Origin of the sequence: Corynebacterium sp. Marseille-P4611 (assembly GCF_916618765.1) — a bacterium.
Lineage (GTDB): Bacteria > Actinomycetota > Actinomycetes > Mycobacteriales > Mycobacteriaceae > Corynebacterium > Corynebacterium marquesiae.
In genome coordinates, this window is the sequence record NZ_CAKAKD010000001.1 from 53,129 (window position 1) to 72,828 (window position 19,700).

The following is a 19,700-nucleotide window of genomic DNA, read 5'->3' on the forward strand; positions in this document are numbered from 1 at the left end:
AGATTGCGCGCTTACGCAACCGCCCACATACCTTAGCCCTTGTGGTGCTCAACTGACGATTCAAGGAGTTTCTTCAGCTCTTCCCCACGCGGCAGGCGGACAGGCTCGAAGGTATAGCCATCGTGCACATAATAAAATGCGGCACGAATCTTTTCCCCGCCGTGGATGCGGCGCCAGGCCTCTGCATACACCGCTAGCTGTATCTTGGCAGCATCCATGGCTTCTCCCTGAGGTGGGCGGCCGGTCTTCCAGTCCACCACCATCCAGGTGCCATCCTCCAAGCGGAATACCGCATCCATGCGCCCGCGCACCACGGACTCACCAATAGTGATTTCAAAAGGCGCCTCCACGTGCTCCGGTTGACGCTCGGCCCACTCGGATTTCAGGAAGGCCTGCTTGAGCTCTTCCAAATCGAAGTCCTCCGTCTCATCGATTCCCGGAAGTTCTTCCTCGCCCAATAGCGCCGGGCTGCCGAAGCGGTCCTCCAGCCACGCGTGGAAAGCGGTACCGCGCTTGGCATAGGAATTCGGCTTAAACGGCACGGGGCGGCGCTGCCTGCGGGCAAACTGAAGCGGGTCTGCCCGCAGCGCAACCATGTCAGAGGCGGTCAGCTCGCTGGGTAGCTCAACGTCTACCACCGGCTGTTGCAGGGCCTTATACTCCTCAATGAGAGCGCCAGCTTCCTGCTCCCATAACTCAAAGGTTTCACCCCGGCTCAAATCTGGGAGTTCCTCCATTGCTGCAAGGACTAGGTCCGCACCGGCGACTGCCTCTGGGCTAACCTCAAGCGCTGGGAATTGTGCGCTCTCCCCAAAATCATCCTCGGAAGGCTCGTCGGGGACGGACCACTCCACCACGTACTGCGGGAATTGCTCTTTCAGGCGCTCTAGGTATTCATAGGGAACCTTCTTGTTCTTTCCATTGGCGTTATTGGTGCCCGAGCCGGTAACGGTCAGGGTAGATTCGGTACGCGTCAGCGCCACATAAAAAAGGCGCGCCGATTCTTCCGCCTTGATGGCGCTATCTGCTTTCTTAAACTCCTCGCACGCGTTTTGGAAATGCGAGCGCTTTTGGGCATCCTCCGGGACCTCAATATAGTCATCGTCTCCCGGGACCTTATCGATCCTGGACAGGAAGGTCTCTGCTTGTGCGCTATAGCTAGACGAATCCGCATGCACCACGCAGACGTGTTCCCATTCCAAGCCCTTGGCCTTGTGCGCGGTCATAATCTGCACGCGGTCAGTGGCCGCGGGAACCTCGCCAAGGTCTAGGCCATCTTCCTTTTCGAGCGCTAACGCAAAGTAATCCAAGAGCGCATACAAAGAATCACCGTGGAAGCCCGCGACGATATCGGCAAATTTATCCAGATGTGTCGCGCCCCCTGCGCTTCCACGCGCAAGGACTTCGGTGCGGATATTAAACAATGCTTCAATATCGGCGAAGATATCCACCAGCGGTTTGGAAAGAGAATAGGTGCGCAGGTGTCGCAGTTTGGCAGAAATCTCTTCCATACGGGCCAGGCCTTGCGGGGTATAGCGGTCTCTCTCACCTAGATCGGCCAAGGCGTCGGCAAGGCCGACTCGCTGATCCGGCTCCTCAGCGGTGACATCTTCCAACTGCGCACGCAGGTAGTCTTCCGGGTCCATCCCCGGCTCCCAGCGCAAGCGCTCCTCCCTCGCGCCGGCCAGGTTTCGTTGGCGGGAAGCAAGCGCTTGAATATCACTAATTCCCAGGCCACAGATGGGCCCTGCCAACACCCGCACTGCCGCAGGCAAGTCTTCTGGACGCACGAGCATGGTGGCAATAGCTACGAGGTCCTGGATTTCTGGCTGCCACAGCAGGCCACCGAGACCAATGATTTCATTGGGTACGCCCGCTTTGTCTAGCGCCGCAGCGATGGGGGCGGAGTGCCTATTTTTACGCACCAAAACAGCCGCGCTGAAGGTATCTCCCTCGCGCTTTTCCCACTGCTCTTTCAGGTACTCGGCAACGAATTCACGCTCACGAACTTCGCTGTCGAAGTACGCCAACTGGATGTCGCCTTCGCCCTTATGCGGGGCGGCAGACAGCTCGTCCACGGGACGTTCAACGCCTTCGAATACGCCCTCCGCCACTGAGTTAGCCAAGTCCAGCGCACCAGAGGGGTTGCGCCAAGAGGTGGTCAACTGGTCCTTCGGAGCGGGTGTGCCCGGCGCGACCGGGAAGTCCTCCACGAAGGCAGTGAGGTTTTCAGAGGTCGCACCACGCCACCCGTAGATAGCCTGCATTGGATCACCCACGGCCGTCACAGAAAGATCCTTTTGCTCCCCTCCGAACAGGCTTCGTAGAAGCACGCGCTGGGCATAGGAGGTGTCTTGGTACTCGTCTAGCATGACGACCTTATAGCGCTGGGATTGTTGCTTGCCCACCACAGGATGGTCGCGCGCTACGCGGGCGGCGACGGCCATTTGCTCGCCAAAGGTGATGACTTGTCGCTCGGATTGTTCTTTTTTCAGCGCCTCCAAAAGCGGCACGTACTGCACGCGGCGCTCTTGTGTTTGGATATAGTCCAGCAGCGTCTTTGAGTATTCGGGGCCATTTTTTTGAGATTTATCGAGGTTATCGATGTCCGCCCGAAAATCGCGAGCATGCTCGGCGATGTGACTCGTGTCCTTGAGCCCATTATCGATGTCTTGGCTGAATTTCAGCAGGGTCTCGGTAATCGTGGCTAGGGCGCGATCATCCTCCAGCTGGCCGGTGTAATTGCGCACCACATCGTAGGCCAAGGAATAGCGCTCGGCCTCGGTGATGATGCGTGCGGTGGGCTCTACCGGAACCAAGAGTCCGTATTCACGGACGAGTTCTCCCGCGTAGGAGTCATAGGTGGCTACCTTCGGCGCGATGTTTTCTAGCGCTTCTGCCACCTCGCCGCCTGGCGGGATGAGGCCGGAATCGCGCAATTTAATCAGCTGCCGCCGGATGCGCTGCTCCAGCTGTTGCGCGGCCTTACGGGTGAAGGTCAGGCCGAGAACCTGCTCCGGGCGCACATAGCCATTGGCCACCAGATACACCACGCGCGAGGCCATGGTTTCTGTCTTTCCGGCACCAGCGCCGGCAACCACGAGTTTGGGGCTAAAGGGGCCTTCGATGACATGGGCTTGTTCCTCGGTAGGCGGAAAGTCCTTGCCCAAGGCTGCAGCGATCTGCTGTGGGGAAAAATTGCTCTTAGGCATCGGTAGTCATCCTTCCTTCTTCCTGCACGGGGCAGATGGAGCGAATTGGGCACTTATCGCATTCTTTATTGGTGCGCGCAGTGATGCGCGGCCCGCGCATCTCTTCGACCAGCGGGGGCAGAAGTGCGGCGAATTCTTCCAGGGCCTCCGGCGATTTATCGCTTTGCCAAATCTCACCAATCTTTTTGGTGGTCGCACCCGGATACACCAGCACACCGCCCTGGCGCGGCATGCCTTCGCCGTCGTGAACCTGGTGGCCGTCAAATGCGCCATGGGCAAGCGCGAGCTGATAGGTCATCAGCTGCACATGGTCCTCGCCCTCTTTCTTAGCTGGCGTGCTTCTACCCGTCTTGAGGTCCACCACCAAGTAATTTCCCTCTCCATCGCGAAGCAGACGGTCCATATAGCCGCCAATGCGCACCTCCTCGCTGACGCGTACGCCTACGGGGATTTCCACACCGGCAAGCTCTTGATTGACCTCGGATTGGCGCGCCCATTCCCGGGCGCGGTCCAACAGGGTGGAAAACTCATCGAGCTTAAAACGCAATTGCCACTGCGGTACGTCCTGAATGCGCTCGAAAGCCTCCATCACCAATAGCTTGGCCTTTTCCGCATCCATCCCGCGGCCAATGGCTTCAAAGAAGGCGTGCGCAAAAGTACCGCGGAGCAGGTGCTCCTCGGTGCTTGGGTCCTCGGCCACATTTCCTAGCACGGCCTTGAGCGGGCAGTTGAGTAATGCTTCCACCCGGGAGGGTGACAAACTGCCGCTGGTATGCAGCGGCAGTTCAGCTGCAACGGAGCGCGCAGACCACCACTGCTCCGGGTGGGCGCCAGGGATATCGGCTGCCGCTAGCCGAGCGAGTTGGCGCGCTGCTTGTTTGCGCTCAACCTCACCGGATTCCGGATTGGTAACTACGCGGCGCAATTGTGCGACAAAGGCCGGCACGGACAGCACCGCCACATCGAGGGGATCCACCTCGAGCCCGTCGCGCAATGACACGGGTGCGGGTTCGGGCACATCGAGGCCCAGTTCGCGCGGGAGCTGGGTGCGACGCAGCGCCCGCTTTGCTTGCCGACGCCCAGCCTGGCCAGGCACGTCCACACCACGGCCAGCGAATTCGCTAATGAAGCGCGAAGGTTCAGAGACCGTATCACCTTCCGGGTTTTCCACAGCGGCAATGAGCAGGCGCTGTCGGTGGCGCGTGGTAGCGACATGGAAGAGTCGACGCTCCTCTGCCAAACGGGAGGCAACGTGGCTGACGGGGGTATCGGGATCAATATCGTGGTCGAGGAGATCGATGAGATCTTCTTGACCAAAGATGGAGCCGGTCTCCCCTAGCGAAGGCCAGCTTCCTTCCTGCGCGCCGGCCACGATGACGGTATCCCATTCGCGGCCCACGGCGCCGTGTGCAGTCAGGATCTCTACTGCCTGCGGAATAGCGGTGCGGCGGTCACGCACACCGGTGGGAAGTTCCTGTTCGGTGATATGCGTCAGGAAGGCGCGCAGCGAGGAATCAGGGCGGCGCTCGACGTAGTCACCTGCGGCGTCAAAAAGCGCCATCATTGCATCCAAGTCGCGGTCGGCCTGCGAGCCGGTCGCACCACCGCGCAGCGCCGAAGCCTGCAGGCGGTTATCGAGCTCGGTTGCGCTCCACACAGCCCAGAGGACCTCCTCCACCGAGGCCCCGGAGGCGAGTGCGTCCCGGCCGGCGCTTAGAACCGCGCGTACACGCTCCAGAATGGAGTATTCGCGCTCAGTAAGTTGCCCATTAAAATCTGGAAGCTCGCCATAGAGAAGACCGCGAAGGCTATCGATGCCCCGGGTGGTGGAATCCCAGCGGCGCAGACCGCGGATAAGGCGGCGCAGGGTGACGGGATCGGCGCCACCCACGGGGCCGGTGAGTAATTCTTCCAACTCCGAGTTTGATAGGTCTTCCTCCAAGGCACGCAGGGCGAGCAGCACGGCGGAAACCAAACGCTGTTCGGCTAAGACGACGTCGGTAGGGCTAATGTGCACGGGCACGCCGGCGGCCAAAAGAGTGCGGCGCATCTGCCCAATATCACCGGTTGAACGAACGATGACGGCGATATCGCGCCAGGGGACGCCGTCTTCTAAGTGACGGCGCCGCACGGTATTGGCTACGACGTCACGCAACCTGCCGTCCGAATCCACAATGGAGATGCACGCCGGTGAGGGTGTGCGGTGAGGCTCGGTGAGCTCGATGTCGTGTTCAGCTGGGAAGTCCCGCAGGAAACGCGAGCTAGCACCACGGAAGGCAAAGACGGATTGATCGGCATCGCCGCCTACCACCACGAGATCCGCCTGCGGGTCCATTTCGCGAATGAGCTTGCCCGCAGTGGGGTCAAGCAATTGCGCATCATCGACAATGATGGTGTGGAAGGGGTGCTCGCGCAGTAGCTGGGGGCGCTGAAGAACCGCGGTAACCAATTCCGCAGCGGAATAGGAATGGGCGCGGGAAAGGAGCTGCACGCGTTCGTACTCGCGCAGGAATTCACCCGCCGCGGACCACATGGGGCGGCCGTGCTCGGCCCCGAGGCGCTCTAGGTCGCCCGGGCCCAGGCCGCGTTCAATGGAGCGCAAAAGGAAATCGCGCAGCTGCCGGGCGAAGCCCACATATTCCAGTGCGGGCCGCATCTCCGCGGGCCACGAGCCATGCCCGTCTTCTGCTTGGCCAGTGAGCAGCTCGCGGATGACGGCGTCCTGCTCCGCACCGGTAATAAGTCGGAGCTCCTCCTCGGCTGCTGTGCGCAGCAACGCGAATGCTAGAGAGTGTACGGAACGCACCATGGAGGTCTGTGCGGCGTAATCCTCGAGCCGCTCAGAGAGCTCGCGGCGCAGCCGGGCGCCGGATTCCTTCGAGGGAGCGATAACCAGGATGCCGGAGGGATCCGCGCCGGTCTGCCGGGCTTTATCCAAGGCATGAATGACGGTATCGATAAGGAAGCTGGACACACCGGTGCCGGCGGCACCGGTTACCTTCCAGGTACCGGATTCTGGCAGGTCAACAGGCCAACTGCGGGTCGTGGCGGACTGGGTACGGGGAACGAGGCGCACCTGCGGGGACGGTGGAAGGACCACTCCCGCACGCGCGGTGGAATGGGGGTCGTAACTCACCGCTCCAGTATGGCAGATGCCCGCGACACCAGATGCTGCTCCACCCGCTCAATGTGCGAACGCGTGTTTGAACGCGACGCGGAGTGCAGGTCATTGACATGACGGCGATACGACACAGCGCGCAACAGCAATTCCGGCATACCGGGTACATGACTAAAGCGCTGACAGATCCCATCATCGACTGCTTGGCCAATGAGCCCATCCACAATAACCAAAGCGGCCGTCCAGCCGGCTGGGCGCGGGGACTCGCTCGGCACAATGTCCACAATGCCCGGCGGGTTGGAGCCGTGGTAAACCGTAGTGGTGAGAAGAGCGGTGTGGGCGGGGATAAGGGGGACGTCGGCAAGCAGGGCTGGGCGATAAGCCTCGCCCGTTTCCTCCCAGGCGGCGCGCTCTGCGCGAGCGAAGGCATCGCTACGCTGCCCGTTGGGAAGGGGTACCTCGGCTATAGCCGCGTCGAGGCGCAACGCCATCTGTGCGGTTTCATCAATTCGCCCGCGTACTTGGCCCGGAATAAACTGGGTAGCCTTCCACCCTGCGGCCGTGTGCCGACCATCGCTAGACAGTACCGGCCGGGAAACGCGGGCCCCCTGCACGCTGAGGCGCTCGCGCACCTTAGCGGACCAGGCGGCAAACGGACCGGCCTGGGAATAGACCACGTCGCCCACCTTGATGCCGTTATCCCACACCGGGCCCAATTGATCGCCCTGCACGCGGCGGGTACCAGTGGCACCGGTTTCCGCGTGGAAGGCGCTTAAAACATGCTCTGGGGGAAGCGGCATCCTTAACTCCTATTCGGGTTGGTGGGGATCCTTATTATCCGGATTCGGATAAGGCCACGGGTTTGGTGAGCAGGTCACATCCTCATCAGGATAGACCTCGCTGGGCTTGCGATCGTGCAATTCTTTGTTGTTAAGGTCCAAGGTCTGCTGCATCATGATCGGCGCTAGCTTGCCCTGGCCGCCACACGGCTGGTGGGCCGCATAGCCAATGGCATGACCCAACTCATGGTTGATGACGTACTGGCGATAATTGCCCAAATCGCCTTCAAAAGGCGTGGCGCCGCGCACCCAGCGGGCCTCGTTGATAATGGTGGTGGACTCGCCCGTAATGGTGGTGTGGCAGGAGGTTTCCGTTTCAATCTTCTCGCCACAGCGCTCTGCGGCGGTGCCGAGCGAAGTCAGCTGGATGCGGGTATCCGGTTCCGCATCAGCGGCCACGTGCTCGAACTCAAAGTCCTTATGCGCGGTCCAGCCGCGCGGGTCAGACAAGGTGGCCTCCACCATGGCGGCAAAAGACTCATCGCCTCCATACGGTGCGGTGTTAAGGCCATCTTCTATCTCGATGGAATAGCGCACCTTTTGCTCGCCGCCCTTACCGGTAACGGCGCCAGGCTCGCCTACCTCGTGGAAGGTGCCCTTGCCCTGCTTGGTATAGGAGCCACCGGGCGGCATCTCGCTGATTTCCCGCTTGACCGCTGCAGCATCGGCAGGATCAGGGCCCATCTTCTCCGTGCTCGTTGGGGCAGCCTCGCTAGTGGCTTCCGCCTTTTCTTCAGAGGAAGAGGCGGTGGCGATATCGACGATGAACCAAATGGTCAACGCGATCATGAGGGGGATAGCCACCACGCGCCACCAGCCATATTGACGCGCAAACCGGACCACCGCATTGGGGTGGTCCGGCGCATGGCCCTGGCTCCGGTGAGCGTGGCGATTCTCCCTTTTTTCCATGGGGCCTTAGGTTACCCGTTTGTATTTAAAAAAGCTGAATCAGCAGCCCTATGCGCTCGCCTTAGGCGCCGGCGAATCCCACGGCGTGCTTCTTTGCAATGCCGACCTCGACGTAGACCACGCGGTCAGTGCGCACGAGGTACTTGCGGCCCTTGTCATCTTCCAATTCCAGGGTGGAGTTATCCGCCAGGGCACTGTTGATCTTCTGCGTCAGCTCGGCTTGGTCACCTGCAGCGCTAATGACCAGCTCGCGAGCGGTATCCGCGAAGCCAAACTTGATATCCATGAAGATTCCTCCTCTAACTAGAGTTTTATTGTCAATGGCCCCACTATAACCATCCCGGCTACTATCAAGGTGTGTCTGACATAAAATCCCAGCCACCGAGCTTCGCGGAACTCGGCGTTGCGGCCGAAATCTGCGATGGTCTCGCCACTCGTGGCATCACGCGTACTTTTGCAATCCAGGAATTAACCCTGCCCATCGCGCTATCTGGCCAGGACTTGATTGGCCAAGCGCGCACTGGCATGGGCAAGACCTATGGCTTTGGCGTGCCGCTTTTGGACCGCGTCTTTGATGACGCCGATATCGACGAGCTCGATGGCACCCCGCGCGCCCTCGTGGTGGTCCCTACCCGCGAGCTTGCCCAGCAGGTCACCGAGGACTTGCAGGTGGCTGCCGCCCACCTGCCCGTGCGCTTAGCTTCCATTTACGGCGGCCGTCCCTACGAGGAACAGATCAAAAAGCTCAACAAGGGCGTAGATGTCATCATTGGCACGCCTGGCCGATTGATCGATCTCCACGAACGCGGCGAACTGCAGCTAGATCGCGTGGCTATCTTGGTGCTCGATGAGGCCGACGAGATGCTGGATCTGGGCTTTTTGCCCTCGGTGGAGGCTATCCTCAAGGCACTCGATGGCAATGCCCACCAAACCATGCTCTTTTCCGCCACGATGCCGGGCGCAATTTTGACGCTCGCCCGCCGGTTTATGGAAAAACCCATCCATATCCGCGCCGAATCCGGCGAGCAGGATTTCACCCATTCCTCCACTCGCAAGGTCACCTTCCAAGCTCACCGCATGGATAAGGTTGCCGTCGTTGCCCACGCCCTGCAGGCCTCCGGCCGCGGGCGCACCATCATCTTCGCTCGCACCAAGCGCGCGGCCGCCCAGTTGGCCGATGACCTTGCCCGACGCGGCTTCCACGTGGGCGCGGTCCACGGCGATCTGGGGCAAAAGTCGCGCGAGAAGTCGCTCCATGCCTTCCGCACCGGCCAGGTGGATATCTTGGTCGCCACCGATATTGCCGCCCGCGGCATCGACGTTGATGATGTCACCCACGTCATCAACTATCAGGTTCCGGATGATCCGATGACCTTTGTCCATCGCATTGGCCGCACGGGGCGCGCCGGCCATACGGGCACCGCTATCACCATGGTGGGCTATGATGAGCTGGGCAAATGGCAGGTAATTAATGATGAGCTGGATTTGGGTGAGCCGAATCCGCCGCAGTGGTTCTCCACGTCCCCGGAGCTGGCCCAGGCTCTAGACATCCCCGCGGATGTAGAGGAAACTGTCGGCCCTGAGACCAAGGTCGTGGGCCAGGTGCCTGTCCGCGAGAAATCCCCCACCCGTACCACCGCGCGCCGCGGCAGCTCCCGGCGCAGGCGAGGAGGCCGCCGATGACTAAAGCTCCCATTTTGCGCTCGTCCCCCGCCGATTGGAAGGCTACCGGCATTATTGTCGTGGTCTGCGCCATCGCGGTCGGCGGGGCGGCTATTACCGCCAATATTAATCAAGCGCATCTCAGCCAAGCGGCCGTTCCTGGGGATAAGGATGCACCCGCGCTTGCCGACGTCCCCGAGGCCCTCCACGAGTCCTTCAGCCTCCCCAACGAACCAGTACCCGGCCAATACCGGGCGGTTTCGGCACACGGCCTGACCATCACGCACGCCGATCACACGCTCACCGCCACCAACCCGGACGGCTCCGAGGCTTGGACTTATGAGCGCACGGACGCGGATCTGTGCTCGCTGTCTACTGCGTGGGGCAAAATCGTGGCGTCCTATAAAACCGGCGTGGGCTGCGGGGATACCGTGGCGATTAAGGCCGCAACTGGCGAGTATGACAGCACCCGCAGCGCCGTCAACTCGGAAGAGGTAGTACCCGTTTCCTCTAATGACCGGGTAGGAACGGTCTCTACCGACCGCATTGATCTGTGGCGCTCCGATTTGGTGCGCACCGTGGAATACGGTGACGTGGAGGCAAAACAGGAGCCGGACAAGCAACCGCATGAGGACTGCACCATTAGCTCCGCCCTCACCCGTACCGAGAATTTGGCACTGACCGAGTCCTGCCCCGATAAGCCGGGTACCACCTGGCTGCGCTTCCAGGACACCACCCCTGATGATTCCCGTGAGCCCGATATCGCCGCCGATGTGGACATAGCCACCGACGGCGCCCGCCTTATCGCCGTGGGGCAAAAGGCCGCCGCCGTCTACCGCCCAGGCCCGCACCCCACGATCGAGTCCTATAACGATAAGGGCGAAAAGCTGGACTCTACTTCGGCAGAGCCCTCTCCAGACATAGACGCGGGCGCCTCCCCGTTCGCCCCGGCAACCGCGGACCTGCCGCACCATATGACGTGGTTTGATGGCTCCCGCCTCTACCTTTTTAAACCGAGCGACCTCGCAGTGGATCACGTGGTGGACGATGCCATCGGCACCCCCATCGCCGTCGCCGAGCACATGTTGGTACCTACCGAAGCAGGCATTGCTGTCATGGATTGGTCCACCGGCAAAACCCTGCGAACCATCCCGGTTGATCGCGGCAGCTACCACGGCCCCGTCTACCTTACCTTGGCGGGAGACACCATCGTGGAAACCCGCGGCGATCAGGTCGTGGGCCTAAGCGCCGATTAATATCCCTGCAACACATAAAGGGCCGCGCCTTCCGGTTTTCCCGAGGCGCGGCCCTTGTGCGCGTGGCAGCGAATTTAGAAGTTAGCTGCCGCCCACTCCGTGGAAGCGCGGACGAACATCAGCAGGAAGATGACTACTGCGGCGCTCGCCAAGGTCACCGCACCAAGTAGCGGCGATCCGCCGCTGAACATCTGGAAGGAGCTCGCTGCCAAGATGAGCTCCACCAGGATAATGGCCCCCCTACCCCAGCGCTTTCCCTTGACCATGGCCCAAGCACCGACGATGACAAAGCCAAAGACAATAAAGATAAATAGTGCGGTGCCCAGCCCTACAAAGCTTCCGGAGCCCGAGTCCGACACCATGGATTCATTTTCTGCGCCGGTCGCCTCGCGCACAATCAGGAAGATACCGAAGCAGATGACGGCGATGGACTGAACCACGGCGAGCGCTGCGGCCACAAGGACCGGCTGTGGCGCGCCCTGCTGGGCCTTCTCCTCACGCGCCGGCTGCGCCGAGGTCACACTTTGCTTTTTGTTTACCTGCTTTTTCTTCTGCTTAGACACAAACCCACAGTCTACTCACCGGTCAACGCCATTTCCTTGTGCGCCACTCAGGTTTCGCGGGGGCAGAGGTTAGCTGGGTAGATTTGACGCCTCTTCAGTCACCACACTCAAGGATTTTTGGACAATACTCCAGTTCAGCGAGTTTCTCACAGGCTTCTTTCAACTCGATCATGGACTCAAATGACCCCCACACCAGTTTCATTCAAGTGAGGTTAGCCACAATTTTGCCTCTACCCCTAGCGGAGTCTGAGTAAACATGTCATGATTCTGGGGTAGCAAAAAGAAAGAGGACGTAAACCTCTTCTTAACTTGAAGGAAACTTCAAGCAACCACAATGTGAACCATTGGCGGCGACGACGCTGGCCCGACCTCGAGACCGGGCCCCACTGCACGCAGACCAGTTCACACAACCACCCACCCTGGCATTGGTTGCTTTTCATTTTCGTGAAAAGCGCTTGTGCTTACTGCTGTCGAATTTTTGTTAGGAGATATCAATCATGGATTGGCGCCACGAAGCTGTTTGCCGCGACGAAGACCCCGAGCTGTTCTTCCCAGTAGGCAATTCTGGTCCCGCACTTACCCAAATCGCTAAGGCCAAGCTGGTCTGCAACCGCTGCCCTGTTGCCTCTTCCTGCCTGAAGTGGGCACTGGAATCCGGCCTGGACGCCGGCGTCTGGGGCGGCCTGTCTGAAGAAGAGCGCCGCGCCCTCAAGCGCCGCCGCAACCGCGGCCGTGGCCGCGCTCGCGTTTCCGCTTAATAAGCAGCCCCCAATTTTCGTTTCGGCGCCCTTAGCCGCTACAGTTGAATAAAGTTCAGATACCCTCAACGAAGGAGTGCGCAATGAGCAAGCGTGGTCGCAAGCGCAAGGATCGCCGCAAGAAGTCCGCTAATCACGGCAAGCGTCCTGGCGCATAACGCACAGCATTACTCAAAGCCCGGTTCCCTCGGTCACTTCGACCGTGGAACCGGGCTTTTGCTATGTCAGACGCACATCGATGTCGTCTCCTAGCTCCCCGCTTGACCTCTCCGTGCCTTAAGTCCAATGTGATCGGCCGAATTGAACGCATTAGGGTCTCAATTCGGCCCTTCCGCCCTCAATTCGGCCCGATCAGTATGGACCCAAGCAAAGAGTTGGAAGATCATGAGACCAGACCCCACCACAGCGGGTGAGCAACAGTGCCTACCACGCCGTGTCGATGCGGGTGATCTCTACCGAAATGCGGCGGCGCAGCGCCTGCGGCGCCTTGGCCTGGCCATTACAGCAGTTGCGCACCAGGGAGCGGATAATCTCCTCGCTCTCGAGGCGCTGTTGGCAGAAATCGCACTGGGCGATGTGCTCGCGGATGGCGAGTGCGCGGGCATAGGTGGTTGATTCATCGAGAAGCTCGCACAGGAGGGCCTGTACCTCTGGGGAGCTACACGCACCACAGTTGTGTTCCGTTGCGCGGTCCATTACTTCTCCTCCATGTCTGGGTGTTCTAATCCAATGCCTTGTTCTCGTGCCACGTCTTTCAACGCTTTCCGGAGCAATTTTCTTCCCCGGTGCAATCGGGACATCACCGTACCCAGCGGAGTATCCATGATTTCTGCAATTTCCTTATACGCCAAGCCTTCTACATCCGCGTAGTACACCACCATCCGGTAGTCGTCTGGCAAGTCATTCATGGCCTCTGAAATGGTGGCGTCCGGCATGTCTTTAAGCGCTGATACCTCGGCGGATTCCAGGCCAGTGGAATCGTGCCCAGCAGTGGTATAGAGCTGAAAATCGCTCAAGTCATCGGCCGAGGACTCCGTGGGGCGGCGCTTCGCCTTGCGGTAGGAGTTGATGTAGTTATTGGTCATGATGCGATACAGCCAAGCCTTAAGGTTTGTACCTTGCTTGAAGGAATGAAAGGACTTATAGGCCTTGAGGTAGGTCTCCTGCACGAGATCCTCAGCATCTTGCGGGTTGCGCGTCATGCGCAGGGCACCGCCGTAGAGCTGGTCTAGCAGGGGCAGCGCTTCCGCTTCGAAGCGGCGCTGCAGCTCCTTTTCGCTGATTGTTTCTTTAGCCACAATTTCTATCCTAACGCGTAGCGTTAGAATCCCAGGCATGTCTAAAAAGTCCCCGCATGCAGCTACCCCAGCGCTCCAAGTAGTGGAAGATGCCGGCGTAGACCACCACGTGTATACCTTTGAGGCGGGCAAGGATCACTTCGGTGATCACGCCGCGGCTGCCCTAGAGGTAGAGCCGGATCGCGTGCTCAAAACCCTGGTCATCGATTTAACTGCGGGCAAGGGACCAAAGCGCAAGCTGGCAGTCTGCGTTATCCCTACCACCCACCACCTGAGCCTCAAGAAGGCCGCGGCCGCCCACGGCGTTTCTAAAGCCGCCATGGCGGATCCGCATGACGCATCCAAGTCATCCGGATACATTCCCGGCGGCATTTCCCCGCTGGGCCAGAAAAACCCGCTGCCCACGGTCATTGAGGAAACCGCCGTCCTTTTCGATACTGTCTTTATTTCCGGCGGGCGCCGCGGGCTCGATATCGAGCTCAGTGCGGAGAGCCTCGCAGAGCTGTGCTCTGCTAGCTTTGCCGATCTACTCGCCGAGTAGCTCCGGATAATCGTTGGATACGCTGCCCACAGCCTTGTCGGCGGGATGGGTGTGGAAGCCGCGCAGGGGCGTCGGCAAGAGCAGCTCAGCGGCTTCCTCGGGGCTACCCTCCAGCCAGGTACGCATTTCATCGGGCGCCAAGAAGCGTGGCAGGCGGTGGTGCAGCCACTCCATTTCTTCCGTCGCCGCAGTGGTGACAATCGTGGCGGACAGGCGGTCCAGGCCGGTGTCCCATAGGCCCGCCGCCCACAACAGGCCCTCTTCCGCGCGAACGTAATAGGGCTGCTTGCCACCTGCTTCCTGGTTCCATTCGTAGTAGCCGTCCATGGGGATAAGGCAGCGCTGCCCCTTAAAGGCATGCCGGAAGGAGGGTTTGCTGGCCACGGTCTCCGCCCGGGCGTTAAACAGCGGCGGGCCGTCCAGGTCCTTCTTCCAGTGCGGCAGCAGTGCCCACCGCGCAGGGTCGACTTGGGCGAGGCTTTCGTGCACGCGCACTATCGCCACCGGCTGGGTGGGTGCGATATTGTAGCGCGGGCCTGGGGTGCCTTGTGGGGCGTGGACCTCAGTAACTCCGGGCAGCGCGCCCACTTCATCGAGAAGGGACTCGGTAAAAAGAACGAATCTTCCGCACATGCCCTCTATTATGGACGATATGTCTCAACCTTGGTCCGCCCCGCAAGCGGCAGGCCCCATTACGTGGGCCCAGCACGTGCCGGGCTCGAAGTCTATTACCAACCGCGCTTTCATTCTGGCGGCGTTGGCCGATGGCCCCTCTACCCTGCGCGCGCCGCTGGTCTCCCGCGATTCGCAGCTGATGGAAAAGGCCCTGGAATCTATGGGCGTGCGCTTCGAGCACGAAGGCGAGGATATCCACGTCACCCCCGGCCCGCTTAAGGGCGCCACGGTGGACTGCGGCTTAGCCGGCACGGTCATGCGCTTTATCCCGCCGGTTGCGGCCCTGGCGGACGGCGCCGTGCTTGTCGACGGCGACGAGCAAGCCTACGCCCGCCCCATGTCCACCACCCTGGATGCACTGCGCCAGCTCGGCGTCGAGGTGGACGGCGATAGCCTGCCCTTTACCGTCCGCTCGCATGGAGTGCCGGAAGGCGGCGAGGTTACTATCGACGCCTCTGGCTCCTCGCAGTTCGTCTCCGGACTCCTGCTGGCCGGTGCGCGCTTTGCACAAGGCATCACCGTCACCCACGAGGGCGGTCCCCTGCCTTCCATGCCGCACGTGGAGATGACCGTAGGCATGCTGCGCCAAGCCGGCGTACGCGTAGATTCCAGCGAGAATACCTGGACCGTGCACCCCGGTCCGATTGCCGGGCGGGAATGGGCAATCGAGCCAGATCTCTCCAATGCCACGCCCTTCCTTGCCGCCGCTGCCGTCACCGGCGGCCGGGTAACCATTAAGCGCTGGCCTGCCAATACCACCCAGCCGGGCGACGCCATCCGCCATATTTTGGTGGATATGGGCGTCACGGTCACCCAAGAGCCGGGCTTTGTCACTGCCAAGGGCTCCAAAGACGGCGCGCTGCAGGGCATCGAGCGCAATATGGGCGATATTGGCGAGCTCACCCCCACCGTCGCGGCGTTGTGCGCCCTGGCGGACACCCCCTCTACTCTGACCGGCATTGCGCACCTGCGCGGGCACGAGACCGACCGTTTGAAGGCGCTGGCGCATAATATCAACGCCCTCGGCGGCAAGGTCACCGAGCTTGCCGACGGCCTGCACATCGACCCCGCCCCTCTCCACGGCGGCGAGTGGCCGTGCTACGCGGATCACCGCATGGCCACCGCGGGCGCGATTATCGGTCTGCGGGTACCGGGCGTAGAGGTAGAAGACATTTCCACCACCGCGAAGACTCTGCCTGGCTTCGACCGCATGTGGGAGACGATGGTGGACCCCGAGCAACAGGAGAGCAATGGCTAGGCGTTTCGGTTCTTTCGATGAATCCGACGTGCGCGTGCGCCCCGGCAAGGGCTCGCGGCCGCGCACTAAGGACCGCCCCAAGCACAAAAATGCCAAGTTCGGCATGGTCATAACCAAAGACCGTGGGCGCTGGGGCGTCGCGCTGGATGATGGACCCCGGGTTACCGCCATGCGCGCCCGTGAGCTGGGCCGCACTGCCATCGAGGTGGGCGACCGCGTGGGCGTGGTGGGCGATACCTCCGGCAAGAAGGACACCCTAGCGCGCATTGTGAAGCTGGAAGAGCGCACCTCGGTCCTCCGGCGCACGGCCGATGATACCGACCCTTATGAGCGCATCGTGGTGGCGAATGCGGACCAGATGCTCATCGTCACCGCCGTGGCCGATCCGCCGCCGCGCTCTGGGTTTGTCGAGCGCGCCCTCATCGCTGCGTTTGTGGGCAATATCCACCCCATCCTGTGCCTGACCAAAACCGATCTCACGGATCCTGCCCCCTTTGCGGCCGAGTTCGCCGATCTTAATGTCACGGTGGTGGAAGCCGGCGTCGAAGACGGACTTGAGGCGGTGCGCGACCACATCGACGGCCACGTCACCGCGCTCATCGGACATTCCGGCGTGGGTAAATCCACCCTGGTCAACCGACTGGTACCGGATGCGGATAGGGAGACAGGGGAAGTATCGGGCGTCGGCAAAGGCAGGCACACCTCCACCCAATCGGTGGCGCTCCCCCTCCCCGCCGAGGATGCATTCACCGGCGGCTGGATTATCGATACCCCAGGCATTCGTTCCTTTGGCCTCGCACACGTGGATGCCGATGACGTGCTTGGCGTCTTTGAAGACCTTGCCGCAACCATCGAGGACTGCCCCCGCGGTTGTACGCATATGGGCCCGCCTGCGGATCCAGAATGCGGCCTCGATGACCCTGCACTTATCCCCCCTGATACCGCCAGTGCGCGGCGGCGCGACGCGGTGCGCGGCCTACTCGAGGCCCTGCGCACCAACGTGGACTGGGAAAATTAGAGGTGGAAGCCGGTATCGGCAATAAAGCCGAGCAGGACATCAATGATGCCAAAGACCACATCGAGGATCTGGCCCCAGGTGCCCTGGGACGAGGTCTCTAGCAGTGCTAGCCACGGAGTGGTGGGCACGGCGTCGGCAGCCGCATCCGCAGCTGGGGTGGTATCTGCCAGGGCTGCCGGCGCGGCACTGAGGGCTGCGCCGGCGGTAACGGTGGCCGCAGCGATGTTCTTGAACCGCTGAGTCATATCGTCTCCTTGAGTATTTAGAGCAGTTCTACCAGGAACGGCAGCTCGGTGGGGTGATAAAAGGCCATGAATTTATCCAGTGCATCGCCTACAGCCAGCTCCGCATCCTCATCGCCAAGGTCTGCGGTATCGATAGCCTCGATGGCCTTCGCTGTGGTGTCCTCGGACTCTGCAATATCCACGTGGATGGCCGCTAGGTCATCCTTGCTGAACTGCGCGGGCTTGAGCTCTACCACCGGCTCGCCCATATCCGGGCGCGGGGTGAGGACAGAATCATCCAAGTCTACTGAGATAACCACGCGGCGGTGCGGGAACTTCTCTTCATCGCCAATGGCCAAAAGGCGCATGGAGGCCATAGAGGCCTCGAGGAATGCTGAGTAGGCGATTTCTTCTTCATCGCCCTCGGTATAGAACTCCTGCAGCGCAGGGGTCACCATAAAGCCCCAGCCGGAGCGTGCGGACAGGGAGCCGGTTTCTTCCAGTTCCGCCAGCATGGCGTAGGTCGCGGGGATATAAACGCGGGCTTTAGCCACTAAAATTCACCTTCAATATCGAAGACTGCCTGGATTTCTACAGAGACGCGATCAAAGCTGGTGTACAAAAAGCCCACCATGCCGGATTCCACAGCGGCGCGCACGTTGAGGATGGAATCATCGATCATGACGCAGTCATTGAGCGGCAGCTCTAGGGCATCAGCGGCCGCCTGGAAAGCAGCGGTCTCAGGCTTTTCCGCTCCCACCTCGCCGGAGAGGACGACTGCGTCGACGTTGCCGCGGTACTCCCACTCGCGGATGTGCTCCGCGCCTGGTCCGCCTGGGTCATTGGACAGGATGGCGGTTGCTGCGCCATTTGCCTTGGCGGCGGCCAGCAGCGCCTTCCAGCGGCGGTTGTCTTCTTCGGTGCCATCAAGGACGCCGACATAGTCAACAATTAGACCACGCATGTACTTAAATCCTTTGGTTACGATTCTCTTTAACTCCCCGAGAGTATAGCGAACCGCGCGCGCATTCGCGCCTACCCCTTTCAGGAAACCCTCAGAAATGGCGGGCTTGGGGCGCGCATGAGACAATTATCACGCGTCCGCCTCCTGCCCTTATGCAGGAGCACTACTTCCCCACCATGTACGAGCCCATCCCCGGCTACTCGCACCTCAAACTCTTCATTGCGCCCCACCGCGTGCGCTATGGCCGCTTGCCGACGTCCGCGGAAGTCGCCGCCCAACACCGCATCCAAGGCTGGGTAGTCTTCGCGCTCGAGGTAGCCGCCGGTTATCGCCCGCTAGCCCACCTCAATTCCGCGCGCTATTCGGATGCCATCCGTCTACACATTGGCTCGTGGGTCCGCCGGCGCACAAGCCCCTACGCCACGGACAAACTGCAATTGACCAGCCTGCACGCGCGGCCCAATGGCGAGTACTTTGGCTCCGCCTACATAGGCCAACAGCAGCATGCATTTACTGGCTCGGCGAGCCCCACCGGTTTAACGTCATTCCGCTTGCTTTAGCCCTGCGGGCAGGGCTTGGCGCCTAGGAAAAGAACTGGCCCAGGTGAGAAAGGATGTCGGACCAATCGAGCGCGGACCATCCGAATCCGGCGGCGCTGGTCAGCGCCGCTAAACCGGTGGCTAGGAGGCCGCCTTCAAAGGCGGATAGACCGGAATGCTCGTTCGCCGTCGCATCCGCGGGCACGGATCCTGCAGTATGGTGCGACGCGGCGGCCCACTCTAGGGGTGCATTGACCTGCTTGGTGATGGTGACAATATCGCGCAGCGCCGCCGCATAGGCCGGAAACTCATATGGGAAGGCGGAGCCTGTATCCCCGATGGTCGGCAGCTGGGCACGCGGAGAGGGCGCCGCTTTGCCGGAGGGGGCCTGCGGCACTTCCTTGGTAAACTCACCCAGCTCGGCGCGAATTACCGCCTGGGCGTAATTGGCGCCCAGCATATCGAGGTAGTCCAGTACGGCCGCTTCGGTGTACTGCTTGCCGTCTAGGGATTGCGTCCGCTCCTCTGGCTCCCACGGGAAGTCCAGCGGCGTGGAATAGATATTGCCATCGGTGCGCGCGGTATTGAGCCGGGCTTTGCCAAAGTAGTACTCGAAGGCGGCGTCCGCCTTATCCTGGGACAAAATTCCATCGGCCACCAATGCTTCCTTGCGCTGGGTAGCAATGGCCAGGATGGCCGCAGCTGCGTTATCCTGCTCAATTTTTTCGCCCGAATCCAAAATGATGCGCAACGAGGTGGCAGAATCACGCTGCGCCTCATAGGCCACGGCCGGCGTGGCGCCACCGAGCAAGGTGGCAGACAGGAGCGTCGTAATACCGAGACGCAAAGAGCGGCGGCGCATCGTC

General features: G+C 60.9%; 21 protein-coding genes. 8 read left to right on the forward strand and 13 right to left on the reverse strand.

The window, feature by feature from the left end; translation table 11 throughout:
* Nucleotides 1-32: 32 nt before the first annotated feature.
* The 5 genes from LG376_RS00245 to LG376_RS00265 form a co-directional block, all read right to left on the reverse strand.
* The gene (locus LG376_RS00245; protein ID WP_225745803.1) at nt 33-3,212 is read right to left on the reverse strand and encodes an ATP-dependent helicase; all 3,180 of its coding nucleotides are present in this window, start codon (nt 3,210-3,212) and stop codon (nt 33-35) included.
* Nucleotides 3,205-6,312 (reverse strand): ATP-dependent DNA helicase, encoded by a 3,108-nt coding sequence (locus LG376_RS00250; protein ID WP_225747341.1) that lies wholly within the window; start codon nt 6,310-6,312, stop codon nt 3,205-3,207. The genes LG376_RS00245 and LG376_RS00250 overlap by 8 nt, the downstream gene beginning before the upstream one ends.
* A gap of 32 nt (nt 6,313-6,344) precedes the next feature.
* Entirely contained in the window at nt 6,345-7,130 is a 786-nt protein-coding gene (locus LG376_RS00255; protein WP_049378775.1) for a hypothetical protein, read from the reverse strand.
* 9 nt (nt 7,131-7,139) lie between these two features.
* Nucleotides 7,140-8,078 (reverse strand): DUF3152 domain-containing protein, encoded by a 939-nt coding sequence (locus LG376_RS00260; RefSeq protein ID WP_225745804.1) that lies wholly within the window; start codon nt 8,076-8,078, stop codon nt 7,140-7,142.
* Nucleotides 8,079-8,139: 61 nt separating this feature from the next.
* Nucleotides 8,140-8,364: a DUF3107 domain-containing protein gene (locus tag LG376_RS00265; RefSeq protein WP_005322370.1), complete on the reverse strand. Its 225-nt coding sequence runs from the start codon at nt 8,362-8,364 to the stop codon at nt 8,140-8,142.
* Nucleotides 8,365-8,435: 71 nt separating this feature from the next.
* On the opposite strand from LG376_RS00265, the gene LG376_RS00270 reads away from it, so the two are divergent.
* Both LG376_RS00270 and LG376_RS00275 read left to right on the forward strand, forming a co-directional pair.
* Entirely contained in the window at nt 8,436-9,761 is a 1,326-nt protein-coding gene (locus LG376_RS00270) for a DEAD/DEAH box helicase (RefSeq protein ID WP_225745805.1), read from the forward strand.
* Nucleotides 9,758-10,996 (forward strand): hypothetical protein, encoded by a 1,239-nt coding sequence (locus LG376_RS00275; protein ID WP_225745806.1) that lies wholly within the window; start codon nt 9,758-9,760, stop codon nt 10,994-10,996. Before LG376_RS00270 ends, LG376_RS00275 begins: the two co-directional genes overlap by 4 nt.
* Before the next feature lie 74 nt (nt 10,997-11,070).
* Here the strand turns inward: LG376_RS00275 and LG376_RS00280 are convergent, their stop codons facing one another.
* Nucleotides 11,071-11,559 (reverse strand): hypothetical protein, encoded by a 489-nt coding sequence (locus LG376_RS00280; protein WP_225745807.1) that lies wholly within the window; start codon nt 11,557-11,559, stop codon nt 11,071-11,073.
* 497 nt (nt 11,560-12,056) lie between these two features.
* On the opposite strand from LG376_RS00280, the gene LG376_RS00285 reads away from it, so the two are divergent.
* On the forward strand, nt 12,057-12,317 hold the full coding sequence (locus LG376_RS00285) for a WhiB family transcriptional regulator (RefSeq protein WP_005322377.1): 261 nt from the start codon (nt 12,057-12,059) through the stop codon (nt 12,315-12,317).
* A gap of 83 nt (nt 12,318-12,400) precedes the next feature.
* Nucleotides 12,401-12,475: a 50S ribosomal protein bL37 gene (locus LG376_RS12615; protein ID WP_100067784.1), complete on the forward strand. Its 75-nt coding sequence runs from the start codon at nt 12,401-12,403 to the stop codon at nt 12,473-12,475.
* Nucleotides 12,476-12,740: 265 nt separating this feature from the next.
* Here the strand turns inward: LG376_RS12615 and LG376_RS00290 are convergent, their stop codons facing one another.
* Nucleotides 12,741-13,013: an anti-sigma factor gene (locus tag LG376_RS00290; protein ID WP_005326557.1), complete on the reverse strand. Its 273-nt coding sequence runs from the start codon at nt 13,011-13,013 to the stop codon at nt 12,741-12,743.
* On the reverse strand, nt 13,013-13,615 hold the full coding sequence (locus tag LG376_RS00295) for a sigma-70 family RNA polymerase sigma factor (protein WP_200436091.1): 603 nt from the start codon (nt 13,613-13,615) through the stop codon (nt 13,013-13,015). The genes LG376_RS00290 and LG376_RS00295 overlap by 1 nt, the downstream gene beginning before the upstream one ends.
* 37 nt (nt 13,616-13,652) lie before the next feature.
* Here LG376_RS00295 and ybaK point away from each other — a divergent pair, with 37 nt between their 5' ends.
* Nucleotides 13,653-14,156, forward strand: a complete 504-nt coding sequence (gene ybaK / locus LG376_RS00300; protein WP_225745809.1) for a Cys-tRNA(Pro) deacylase — start codon at nt 13,653-13,655, stop codon at nt 14,154-14,156.
* Here the strand turns inward: ybaK and LG376_RS00305 are convergent.
* The gene (locus LG376_RS00305; RefSeq protein WP_225745810.1) at nt 14,142-14,789 is read right to left on the reverse strand and encodes an SOS response-associated peptidase; all 648 of its coding nucleotides are present in this window, start codon (nt 14,787-14,789) and stop codon (nt 14,142-14,144) included. The two genes, ybaK and LG376_RS00305, sit on opposite strands and share 15 nt — an antisense overlap.
* On the opposite strand from LG376_RS00305, the gene aroA reads away from it, so the two are divergent.
* Nucleotides 14,788-16,089, forward strand: coding sequence for a 3-phosphoshikimate 1-carboxyvinyltransferase (gene aroA / locus LG376_RS00310; RefSeq protein WP_225745811.1), 1,302 nt, complete (start codon nt 14,788-14,790; stop codon nt 16,087-16,089). The genes LG376_RS00305 and aroA overlap by 2 nt on opposite strands.
* Nucleotides 16,082-17,107 (forward strand): ribosome small subunit-dependent GTPase A, encoded by a 1,026-nt coding sequence (rsgA, locus tag LG376_RS00315; RefSeq protein WP_225745812.1) that lies wholly within the window; start codon nt 16,082-16,084, stop codon nt 17,105-17,107. The genes aroA and rsgA overlap by 8 nt, the downstream gene beginning before the upstream one ends.
* On the opposite strand, the gene LG376_RS00320 is transcribed toward rsgA, so the two are convergent.
* Genes LG376_RS00320 through LG376_RS00330 form a run of 3 tightly spaced genes read right to left on the reverse strand, consistent with a single transcriptional unit; the run spans nt 17,104 to nt 18,295 of the window.
* The gene (locus LG376_RS00320) at nt 17,104-17,352 is read right to left on the reverse strand and encodes a hypothetical protein (RefSeq protein ID WP_225745813.1); all 249 of its coding nucleotides are present in this window, start codon (nt 17,350-17,352) and stop codon (nt 17,104-17,106) included. The genes rsgA and LG376_RS00320 overlap by 4 nt on opposite strands.
* A gap of 17 nt (nt 17,353-17,369) precedes the next feature.
* A complete protein-coding gene (locus tag LG376_RS00325; RefSeq protein WP_225747342.1) occupies nt 17,370-17,846 on the reverse strand; it encodes a hypothetical protein in 477 nt (158 codons plus the stop codon).
* 38 nt (nt 17,847-17,884) lie between these two features.
* Nucleotides 17,885-18,295, reverse strand: a complete 411-nt coding sequence (locus LG376_RS00330; protein ID WP_225745814.1) for an HAD-IA family hydrolase — start codon at nt 18,293-18,295, stop codon at nt 17,885-17,887.
* 152 nt (nt 18,296-18,447) lie between these two features.
* On the opposite strand from LG376_RS00330, the gene LG376_RS00335 reads away from it, so the two are divergent.
* Nucleotides 18,448-18,855, forward strand: coding sequence for a hypothetical protein (locus tag LG376_RS00335; RefSeq protein ID WP_225745815.1), 408 nt, complete (start codon nt 18,448-18,450; stop codon nt 18,853-18,855).
* A 22-nt stretch (nt 18,856-18,877) separates the two neighbouring features.
* Here LG376_RS00335 and LG376_RS00340 read toward each other — a convergent pair whose 3' ends face one another.
* Entirely contained in the window at nt 18,878-19,696 is an 819-nt protein-coding gene (locus LG376_RS00340) for a hypothetical protein (protein ID WP_225745816.1), read from the reverse strand.
* Nucleotides 19,697-19,700 lie beyond the last annotated feature (4 nt).